Raw genomic sequence first — 10359 nt, 5'->3', positions numbered from 1 at the left:
CAACAGAAACACTTCGTCGCGAAGAGTTAGAGGTAGACGTGAACGGGAAGCCGATTGTGAGGCCACAGTAATACGGGTGCATCCCAATGCAAAAATACTTGGTAATGGGAGAGAAGCTGTTGGTTAATTGAGGAGGGCTTTTACCCCTTACACCCTAAGCTCCACAAATTTAGGAACTGTAGGGGTAGGTCGTGTGCCTACCCTACCTAGTTCTAGGGCACCCACAGCTCTATGGCACCCACAAGGAGTGCCCCTACTCAACTGCTTTTAAAATCTCGTCATCCACCGAGAAATCGACCTCAGCTTCATGACGCCCAGATGCCTGGTAATCGTTCTGGAAGGAATCTTTAAGACCAGAAATAAGGTCATATTCCGGTTGCCAATTCAACTGAGTCATTGCTTTATGAACATCCGCAAAGAAGTGCTGCACTCGCATCGGAAAGGCTTTACGTTTACCGAAATCAAATTTTTTAGGGTCGTAATGGACAATCTTTATGGAGTCAGCGGACTTACCTGTTGCTTCAACACAGGCGCGTGCTAAACCATCAAAGGTAACGTAGCGATCGCCTGATACATTATAAATCTGCCCGATCGCACGATCATTCCCTAACACCTGAGACATTGCCCTCGCTAAGTCTTGACAATGACCGAATTGGGTAATGTGCATTCCATTGCCGGGGATGGGGATGGGGCGATCGCGTACAATTCGGTCAAAGAACCAGGCTTCTAAATCATTGTAGTTCTGGGAGCCGTAAATATAAGTTGGGCGAATCGATGTCCAAGGTAATCCCAACTGTGCCAGGAAAGCTTCCGTTTCATGCTTGCCTTTGTGGCGGCTTTTTGGGTCAACCGGGTCACCCTCAATATGAGGTAATTGGTCTGATTTGAGGTAAACACCGGCAGAACTCATATAGACAAAGTGTTTCACCCGGTCTTTAAAGATTTCGGCTAGGGGTTGGGTGTCGCTGAGTTCGCGACCATTGTTGTCAAAGATGGCGTCAAACTGTTTTTGTGATAATTTATCCTTAAGTTGCGAGGCATCGGTGCGATCGCCATGAATTTGTTGAATGCCTTCTACAGGTGCTGGTTTCTTACCGCGATTAAACAACACCACCTCATGGCCTTGTTCTACCAAGATTTTAGTGAGGTAGACCCCGATAAACCGGGTGCCACCCATGATTAAAATTCGCATAATTTCTTAATAAACGACGCCCTAAAGCTATCTTACCGGAGCAGCAAGCCATATTACTTACCAGTCTCTCTCCTCCCTCTTGCTTAAGTCAGAGTCGTAGCATCGTCACGGCGATTTTACCTGAAAAGCAGACATCAACGTCGCTGCCAGGAGTACGCCCGCGCTTGGCATATTCCCCGATGTAGTAATAGGAATCTCCCTCAACTCGATACTTGACTGGCAACGGTTGCGTACAGGGTGTACAAAAGACCACTTCTGGATCGGGGTCTCCCGGTAGCAGATGCGGCAGGTTTACATTCCAGAAGCATCCCGGTTCCAGGGGATGATTGAACAACTCGTCTAAAACTCTAGCCGTCCACCGTGCCGCCACGTCCCAATCCACATTAACTTTCCCTTTGCGATAGTGGGAAACGGCAATACCGGGGATGCCTTGCATGGCAGCTTCCCGCACGGCGGCTACAGTTCCGGAGATATAAACATCCATCCCTAAGTTGCCACCGGCGTTGATACCCGATAGTACCCACTTGACATTTACACAAAGATGCGATAATGCAAGCCGAACACAATCAGCGGGAGTGCTACCAACCGCATACTCGCTATCAGAACGGCGTTGCACAGGAATGGGTCTAGTGGTGGTGACTTGATGACCACATCCAGATTGATGGTCTTTGGGAGCAACAATCACGCCCTTGCCATCCACTGCTTTTAGAAGCGCCCGAATGCCGGGAGCGTCGATTCCGTCGTCATTCGTGAGAATCAAGGTCATAATAGGTCGATATGGACGCAACAGACAAAACCGAATCTCAAGCATATCCGCAAATTCCAGGCTCAGATAGTTTGATTCAACCTTTTCTAATAGCTCTGAGCGACAAAAACCCGTATGTTCAGGCAAAGGCTGCTCGTGCCTTAGGGAAAATCGGCACCGAAGCGGCGGTTACTGCCTTGTTCGACGCGCTGAATCATGAAGACTTGAATGTATGTCGGTGGGCAGCTTGGGCATTAGGGCAAATCGGCTCGGAAGCCGTCATTAGCGAGCTAATTGACGCACTCAACCATTCATCCCCTCAGGTTTACATCTGGGCGACTTGGGCATTAGGGCAAATCCGCTCTCCTGCTGCCGTGACTGGATTGATAGGCGCATTGAAGCATAAAGATTCCCATGTCCGTTGGAGAGCAGCCTCTGGATTAGGGTTTTTTCAGGGTGAGGCAGTCGTGAATGGACTGATTGAGGCATTAGGCGATCGCGAAGCGCTGCCGCCTACGGCAGAGCGCCACTCTTATGTTCGCAGAAGAGCGGCTGCTGCATTAGGAAAGATTGGCTCCTCTGCGGCTATCCCTGGGTTGCTTGCTGTACTTGACGACGAAGAGTTTTTTGTTCGTAGTGCAGCTACTGAGGCTTTGAAGCAAATCGGCACGGATGCGGTAGTTATGGGATTACGCAGTAAACTCAAGGCTCAGGAGCCTAGCATTCGTAAGAGAACTGTTTGGGTATTAGAACAAATCGGCTCAGAACCTGCTATTAATCTGCTACTTGAAACACTGAACGATAAACATTCCCTGGTGCGTGAAAGGGCGGCTTCAGCTTTATGGAAAATTGGGTTGGAAACGGACAATACACAGATAGTTCAAGCGCTTCAAGATAAAGGTCTCATGGTTCCTCAATCGATAGCACTTGCTAAATCTATAGCACTTACCTTAGAGAAAAATAACACCGAAGTTGCAGGTTCAGGACTGATGCAAGATGCTATTGAGCTAGATAGCACTCCCCAGCCAGCACAAGCAACACCAAAGAACAATACACTACCCAAAATCTTTATCACCTCCTGTACTGAAGCAAGCGTTCATCTCTTGTGTACAACCAGAAGGCCATTAATCAAACATCTGATTTCAATTGGTAGTCCCGGTGACAAACCTCCTGAGGGTTATACCCAAGTACCCCACCGATTACGGCTGGAGTTTGATGATATCAGGGTACCGGATGATGACCCTGAGTATGTTTTGGCTACTGCTGAAGATATCCGCAAGGTAATTGACTTCGTTCCTTTGATTTCTCAGGATGGGGGAAACGTCCTCATCCATTGTCATGCGGGGATTAGTCGTTCTTCAGCCGTGGCTTTAACGGTTTGCACCATGCTACTGGGTGCGGGGAAAGAGGAGGAAGCATTGGCTTATGTATTGGAAGCTAGACCCCTAGCTGTGCCTAATCGGTGGATTGTGGAATTGGCGGATGAAGCGTTAGGGAGAGAGGGCAAGTTAGTAGAAGTCGTCCAACGTTTTCATGATTCTCTTTGGAAAGATGATGACTTTGATGGTTTGGAATTCTTTTGATTGCTGTGATTAAGAGCTTCGTCTTAGAGCGAGTTTTTGTCGCTTATTGATTTTTTAAAAAAACTTGGATGTTCTGTAAGGAATTTACTGGCTGCCAAGCTCTAACATACATACCTTCTTTGATAGCCAGCTCCTCACTTTGCCTAGACCCAACGGAAATAATAGCACAAGGAATGAAATGATTAAAGGGATAAACCTTAGACTTTACGTTAGAGACGTTCTTGACATTCACATGTTCAAGACGAACCTGCTGGTTATTGTGATTTTTTAACAATACCCACCAAGGGTACTCTATAGATTGCAGGGATAATCCTATGTTTTGACAACCTGTTTTTTTCACAAAATTAGCTGTATTAATATATGCATCTTTCTGAGTAATGATAGGTCTCAAATATTGCTCTATCTGTCGAGTATTAAATATGTTTTTTTCTCCTACAATTGGTCTAAATTCATTAAAAAACACATAAAAAAGCGATAATTCTATCAGTAATATAAAAATAACATTGATGATTTTTTTATGGAATAATTTTGAAAAAACTATTCCAATAAATGGAGAAGCAAGGACAAAAATAGGCAAGTGGAGGCGACTATGCCATATTTGCCATTTTATAAGTAAACAAAATAGCACGAATGAACACCCAACAGTAATAACATAGCTAACAAGATATTTATTGTTTCTTAAATCATGACGACTAAGACATATTACTATAGCAAATACTAATAGCCAAAAGTGTATTGGATTACCAGCTGTATCTTCAAAATTGGGTAAGATTGAGAGAAGAGTAAAATTGCTGCCAAATGTAGTGCGCGGATCGTTGATGTCTACATGGAGCATTTGATGAATTTTGTATATGACATTTTCTACCCAAGCAGGATTAATATAATCTAGTGGAATAACCAGATGTAAACTAGCATTTTTGATAATACTTGAAATTAATATTGGAATTCCATACGCCTCATTAGTCAATGTGTATGAATACGTTGAATTGGGTGAACCGAATAAATCATAATTGCGTATATAATGAGAAAAATTAATAGTAATAACAATAAAAATTAACGCAATTAAATGTTTTAATGCTCTAAGTTTATTCCATTTAAAATCAATTAAGATTAACCAGACAAAAAATGGCAGGCCATAAATAGAGGCTGTTCCTTTACTGAAAATAGCAAGCCCAAAACTCGCACTCAGTTTTAATATGTGGCTCCAACTTGTTCTATGCTTTCCTACCACGAGAACATAGTAAACAAAACAGACTAGCCAGAAAGCTACGACATAGGTATCTTTAGTGTTTGTTGCATGGAGAATTCCTACAGGAATAGTTGCACATACGACAACAGAGAAAACTTGACCTCGCAAATCAGATCCTAGTTGCTCGGCAATTAGCGATACTCCGATGAGACTACCAACCATACTGAACCATTGGACAAGATTTGCAAAGCGATCGCCACTACTGAGAATTTGAAAGTGCATGATGGCAAATCCTGACCAAGGGGGACTGAATAGTTGAGGTGTGTAGCTTGTTGGATAATGCTCGACGCTATGGTTTTGAATCCAATGAACTACCCGTGGCATATGATAGTCCATAGAGTCCCAGTTATTGGGCGGTGCCACTATTGCAATTAAACCAATAGTCAGACAGATACAAGCTACACAGATTAAGAGGATAGTATAAAAATGTTCTCCTTTAAAATTGGCTCTAAGCTTGAGATTGGCTAAAGATTTGACTTTAAACCTAAAAAAAATGAAGCATAATACCAAATTTATTAATAACCAAGCTGATAATACTCCGCTAAATGTTATAAACTTTAATAAACTTAATCCCTCAGTAATTACCGCCACTAAAACTCCCCATACGATAGCGGTATCTAAAGTGGCAACCCGCCAGCCTTTATCAGGTTTATAGAGTATTAAATATAGAAAAATTCCTGCAATAAAAGGGAGAATGATAAACATATGTAAATTCTCAGATTGTTGATTTCTATGTTAGCGGAAACATCCTTATCCATTGTCAATCGGGATGCAAGTCTGTTGCGAAACCCTGGAGTGTAGGCGTAGCTCGTCGCAGGCATCGTAGGGCTATAGATTTTTTGTGGAGTAGTATAGGAAACAGCACTCTGTGCTGCGCGATCGCATTCCATCAGGGCATTCGTTAGCATGGTTGCACCCCATAGCACTGATTTTCAAGGATATCTGAAAGATGATTGCTCTGCCTATGAGCATTGGTGGAGTCTCGATACGCTCAGGAATGCTGTAAGTCAGCAACCAATTGGGCAGGAGCAATCCCAGCTAAACATACTAAGTCCGCCTAGGCGGACTCTATATTAAAGTCGCCTCAGTGCTGCCGATGACTGCCGCCGTTTCGCAAAAGTTAATTAATCCAGTGAAAATCAAAACGCTGCTTGAGAGATCAGCAAGCCGATAAGCTATCACAAAGGCTGAGATATCCATTGTTGCCGTTTTCGATACATGGCCTAAAGCCTACTCTTTCGCCTTTATAACCGAGACAGTGTGAAGTATAGGAAGAGTTGCTCCAATGAAACCCCTGTGGCGTAGCGTCATAATTAGTACTGCTTTATTGATAAGCGGCATCGTCGCTGTTGGTGTTGCCCCCAACTTATTGGCACAGCAAGAACTAGCTAAGGCACAGAGCCGTTGGGCAGAGCGTGACTTTAAACGTTATCGTATGGTTGTCGAGACTGATAGCGGATTTTCTCAAGTATGTCGGCAAGATGTTGAGATTGAAAACGAAAAGGTAATTAACGTTTTTCAGGACTGCAAAAAACCAGGATCATTCGTGGAACAGCCAACAGTGACTATTACAGACCTATTTAATGAACTCGAAAAGTATACCGCGAAAACGGAATGCGGCCCCAATGGCTGCTCATGTGATGGTGTGATTAGCGCCGATGTTAGCTACGATCCACAACTAGGATATCCACGCCAAATAGAACTTAAGTTGAAGCAATTTAATTTTGTAGAGCAATGGATGCATCCTCAAGCAAGGCGGGGAGCTATAGCTAAGCTTCAGGGTGGGGGGTGTACGTTGATTGGCTTCGTCGGACATAAAATCAAAGTTCTTTTCCTGACACCGTCCCCAGCAGAGGCAAAAAAACTCTGATGCCCAGACTAGACCTCTTACACATTTTAGAGAAGATTAAGTTACCTTATTTTGAATGCTGATTTGAAGCGATCGCATTTCTCCTATACTCGCAACCGATACCCTACACCTCTCATCGTCTCAATCCTGTCTTCCCCCAACTTCCGCCGCAAGTGTCCCACATAGACGTTTACAATATTCGTCCCTGGGTCGTAGTCATAGCCCCAAATCCGGTCAAGTAGTTACTCTCTAAGTCTTGCGGTAGCGTAGGACTGGATTTTTATGTTTCGGCTCAACCTAGCCTCTCTGCTATGTTTTCGCGGGCAACTTACCCCCGCTCGCCAGCGACCGACCCTGAGTCCTGAGTCCTGACTCTAACACTCCCTGTCCTTAATAGTTTGTTCCGGATGCCTAAGTGTCGCAGTACAACTCTCAATTCTTGACTTTGGGCAAGCACTTCTTTAACAAGATGCTCTTGTTCATCCAAAGCAGTGAACGGCACTTTACTTTGAGCTGTTGTTGTGAGTGCAAGGAGTCGCTGCTGAAGCTTCTCAATCTGGCGGTCAATCTGCTGTAACTGCCGACCCCGATTAATCGCGGCTCTGTAATCCTCCACTTCATCAGCTCTTAAGTGCTTAAGCATTTTGCCATCAAACATCGCTTGGCGGCTTCTCACTTGCCAGTATTTGCGATTGGTACGGGCATTGCCTCCTGGCTTGACTTGCACCAACCAGCAGTGTTGTAGATACCAACCTTCACTCTTTATATGCGCTCGTTCAACATAAAGCGCATTTAGGTCAGATTGAAGTTTTTTTCTTGTGTACATGCTTATATAGACAAACAATTATTTCCTTGACCAAAATTCTCAGACGCCTCTATTTGTCTAGGTTTGCCGTAAGAGAATCTGCCCAGTGTTTCCCTTCAGGTCTGGTAGTGAGACACGCACCAACTTTGCCTTCTAGATAGAGGGAAGGCTCGGACTATGCCGAGAGAGAAAACTAGACATTGGTGTACCTATTTAAATAAATGACAAATAATTCTTCATTGCCAGTTTCATTGGGATGGACTTTTGTTAAATCTCCTTGTTTTCTTTGGTACTTGGCTGTTTTCTTACAAGTTGGTTGGGCGATTGCCTTTGATACCAGAACAGAGCTGCTCGCTTCTCTCGATTCATCAATACACCTGAAGAGCGATCGCGTTTTTACTAAGATATAGGACTTTGAAAACCCGCCCTAACCCTCATCATCTGGTACACCTGCCACATCAATCCCGCACGCCTGACAGATTACCTTAAGCGAAACCTTATAAGCACGAGCCAATGCCACAGCATTCTCAAGGCTTGGCTTAGCGTTACCGTTTTCCCAATCACTGACTCTGCGTTCTGAAACTCCAATCAGTAGCCTCAACTGAAACTGCGTTAGCTGATTCTGCTCTCTGAGTTGCCTCAACAGAGACTTCTCCTGTTGGTCTTGATTTGCTTCTATCACTTCTCCACGCCAACTTCAGATTTGTGGTTAATCTTCATCCTCAGGCAACTCCTGTGGTGGTCCAAAATCTTCAGGGAGTTCATCAAAAGTCACGCCCAAAGCACGACACAGCGCTCTAATTTGCCGAATGGTTAACTCTGGCTCATACTTTCCCTTTTCCCAGCCACTGACTATCTGCTGTGTCAGGGTTTTAGTTCTGGTTTTGTCAGGAATCAGTCTGGCAAGCTCAACTTGGGTCAGACCTGCTTTTATCCGCAATTGCTTCAAGGGCGACACCCCTTCATCATTTTCTTGTCTTTTTCTGGACATGATAGCAACAAAATACAAGCAGACTTGTTGACCGAATTGATAAATACAAGTAAGCTTGTTTTAAGAGACAACAAGAGAGTGACCCGTCAGTCTCGCTGACTCCGTCAAGATGCAATGTGACTGACTGGTCTTTCCTAAAAGTGTCTCACTATTGAGTTCAAGGGGTGCCTATGAAGCAATAATTCTCAGGCAAGTATCTTCTTCCATTTGGTCACAAGTACGGCGATTGCTCCACTTGCCCGTGTAAGCGGTCGCCTTACCTTAACACCCACTATCAGCAATCTACCATGTCCCAGAACTTAATTACATCTGGGGTCATTGACCCTGCCCAATTACCCTTAGAGCAAGTACGCCAGGAAGTCGCCACCCTGCTGAAAATTTCCCTGAACCAAATCGAGCGCCTAGAGTGTTGGCCTCACCAAATTTGGGTGAAGCTAGTCGAATCTCGTGCTAAATTCGTCAGTTATCGCCGCTTGCCCCTCTGGATAAAACAGGGACTGGAAGCGATCGCACGCTGCACTTCACGCGCCAACCTCGATGAGTTGGGCGAAATATTGCGTACCGAACGAGATTGGTACGATAATCACAAACAGCCCGAAGCCGTGCAGCCGTGGCGCAATGCCTGGGCGCAACAAGCCCAGCACCTGCGTCAAGAAGAAGAACGCCTTAAACCCTTGAAAGCCCATCAGCAGGCAGGAGTTGAGTGGCAAAACGCTTGGCAACAAATTTTGTACTGTTGTCGAGACTGTATTGGATTAGAGCATATAGCACCAGAACTGAAGCGCCAAAGTCTGGAATTTGCTGATTTGCCAGACGTGGTAGGGGCGATTGCACAATTGTGGCAGCAGCGCTGGCAGCAACTCTCTCAAGCCACTGCCTAAATCACCACAGGTTTTTTATAGTGCGATCGCGGAAAGTTGTGTAGGTTTGTAGTTAGACCCCAGTTTGTCGGCACAATATCCGACGACTACAGCTTGATTGGGTTGAATCACCTCTCCCCCCGATTCAGGTTTCACCAAATACTGCGTACCCTGAGGCAGAAAATTCCCACCCCAAGCCTGAGTAATCGTTGCTTGATTGGGCGCAAACGTTAGCTGCCAGTTCCGAGTACTGCCATTGCCCTGATTGGTAACTCGTAAATTAACACAAAGGCGCGTAGTCTCATCTGACCGAATCAACGCTTCTGCTTTAAGGACAGGGGTGCCAGAGGCACTCGTGGTACCACCGCTAGACGAGGTTGTAGTTATATTGCTAGCACTACCTGTTGTACCAGTACTTGAAAGATTAGTCGTTCCAGTACCTGAATTGGTCGTGGTGGTACTCCACAAGGTTGTTGCTAAACTACCAGTAGGCAACAGTGTACTTAGTAGTTGTTGCTTGGCTGCATCGACCGTTTTCCAGTCGTCCAGCAGAATACCACCCGTATCAGCACTATTAGGATTCCAACTCCAATAGGTAATGGATAGATTCTTCTGCTGAATAAAATTGACTAACTTGCGCTGCCAAATTCCCTCTGTAGAGCTAGTATCCACCTTCCGTCCGCCAAACTCTCCAACCCAAATGGGAGCAATTCCTTGAGTTGCAATATAGTGAAATCCGGTTTCCCAGCGGGTGGGCATATTGTTGGGAAATGTGGGGTCAGAAAACCAAGATTGGTTATAGACTCCAGCGCCATACTCATGAGGAGAATAGACTAACTTGTTAGCTTTTGTGAGGCGTACCGGGTATTGCTTGACACCTACCAGATTGCCCCCATCCCAATACCACTGGTTTTTTTCAGGGACGTTTCCTACCCCCTCGACAACAATCAACCAATTGGGCGCGATCGCTTGAATTGCCTTGCCACATCGCTCAGCGGCGAGTCGCCAGTCAGTTAGTTGGTCATTGTTTCCCCACCTCGCTTTACCATGAGGTTCATTTTTCAGGTCAGCCCCAATCACATTAG

General features: G+C 45.1%; 11 protein-coding genes and 1 pseudogene. 3 read left to right on the top strand and 9 right to left on the bottom strand.

The features are described from left to right. Positions 1 to 253: 253 nt before the first annotated feature. Positions 254 to 1192 (bottom strand): NAD-dependent epimerase/dehydratase family protein, encoded by a 939-nt coding sequence (locus V6C93_RS24250; RefSeq protein WP_333479241.1) that lies wholly within the window; start codon positions 1190 to 1192, stop codon positions 254 to 256. A gap of 88 nt (positions 1193 to 1280) precedes the next feature. After that, positions 1281 to 1958 carry a 5'/3'-nucleotidase SurE gene (gene surE / locus V6C93_RS24245; protein ID WP_333479240.1) on the bottom strand — a complete coding sequence of 226 codons (678 nt, stop codon included), beginning with the start codon at positions 1956 to 1958 and terminating at the stop codon, positions 1281 to 1283. Positions 1959 to 1969: 11 nt separating this feature from the next. Here surE and V6C93_RS24240 point away from each other — a divergent pair, with 11 nt between their 5' ends. Continuing rightward, positions 1970 to 3520 carry a HEAT repeat domain-containing protein gene (locus tag V6C93_RS24240; protein WP_333479239.1) on the top strand — a complete coding sequence of 517 codons (1551 nt, stop codon included), beginning with the start codon at positions 1970 to 1972 and terminating at the stop codon, positions 3518 to 3520. A 43-nt stretch (positions 3521 to 3563) separates the two neighbouring features. On the opposite strand, the gene V6C93_RS24235 is transcribed toward V6C93_RS24240, so the two are convergent. Together V6C93_RS24235 and V6C93_RS24230 are read right to left on the bottom strand one after the other, a co-directional pair. After that, positions 3564 to 5474, bottom strand: coding sequence for an ArnT family glycosyltransferase (locus tag V6C93_RS24235; RefSeq protein WP_333479238.1), 1911 nt, complete (start codon positions 5472 to 5474; stop codon positions 3564 to 3566). Then, on the bottom strand, positions 5429 to 5677 hold the full coding sequence (locus tag V6C93_RS24230; RefSeq protein WP_333479237.1) for a hypothetical protein: 249 nt from the start codon (positions 5675 to 5677) through the stop codon (positions 5429 to 5431). Before V6C93_RS24230 ends, V6C93_RS24235 begins: the two co-directional genes overlap by 46 nt. A 377-nt stretch (positions 5678 to 6054) precedes the next feature. Between V6C93_RS24230 and V6C93_RS24225 the strand changes: the two genes are divergently transcribed. Beyond that, positions 6055 to 6639: a DUF6174 domain-containing protein gene (locus V6C93_RS24225; protein ID WP_333479236.1), complete on the top strand. Its 585-nt coding sequence runs from the start codon at positions 6055 to 6057 to the stop codon at positions 6637 to 6639. An 83-nt stretch (positions 6640 to 6722) separates the two neighbouring features. On the opposite strand, the pseudogene V6C93_RS24220 reads toward V6C93_RS24225, so the two are convergent. From V6C93_RS24220 to V6C93_RS24205, 4 genes and pseudogenes are all read right to left on the bottom strand, one after another. Then, a pseudogene (locus V6C93_RS24220) lies at positions 6723 to 6860 on the bottom strand (winged helix-turn-helix domain-containing protein); the annotation flags it as partial. Positions 6861 to 6946: 86 nt separating this feature from the next. Then, on the bottom strand, positions 6947 to 7444 hold the full coding sequence (locus V6C93_RS24215; protein ID WP_333479235.1) for a hypothetical protein: 498 nt from the start codon (positions 7442 to 7444) through the stop codon (positions 6947 to 6949). A 406-nt stretch (positions 7445 to 7850) separates the two neighbouring features. Next, a complete protein-coding gene (locus V6C93_RS24210; protein WP_333479234.1) occupies positions 7851 to 8105 on the bottom strand; it encodes a helix-turn-helix transcriptional regulator in 255 nt (84 codons plus the stop codon). Positions 8106 to 8132: 27 nt separating this feature from the next. Next, positions 8133 to 8414, bottom strand: coding sequence for a helix-turn-helix transcriptional regulator (locus V6C93_RS24205; protein WP_333479233.1), 282 nt, complete (start codon positions 8412 to 8414; stop codon positions 8133 to 8135). A gap of 287 nt (positions 8415 to 8701) precedes the next feature. Here V6C93_RS24205 and V6C93_RS24200 point away from each other — a divergent pair, with 287 nt between their 5' ends. Then, positions 8702 to 9295 carry a hypothetical protein gene (locus V6C93_RS24200; RefSeq protein ID WP_333479232.1) on the top strand — a complete coding sequence of 198 codons (594 nt, stop codon included), beginning with the start codon at positions 8702 to 8704 and terminating at the stop codon, positions 9293 to 9295. A 15-nt stretch (positions 9296 to 9310) separates the two neighbouring features. Here the strand turns inward: V6C93_RS24200 and V6C93_RS24195 are convergent. Next, a partial coding sequence (locus V6C93_RS24195) for a cellulase family glycosylhydrolase (protein WP_333479231.1) occupies positions 9311 to 10359 on the bottom strand: 1049 nt, incomplete at its 5' end.

The organism is Allocoleopsis sp. (genome assembly GCF_036703385.1).
Lineage (GTDB): Bacteria > Cyanobacteriota > Cyanobacteriia > Cyanobacteriales > Coleofasciculaceae > Allocoleopsis.
Note: the sequence above shows the minus strand (reverse complement) of the source record. Positions and strands in the feature narration are given on the sequence as shown.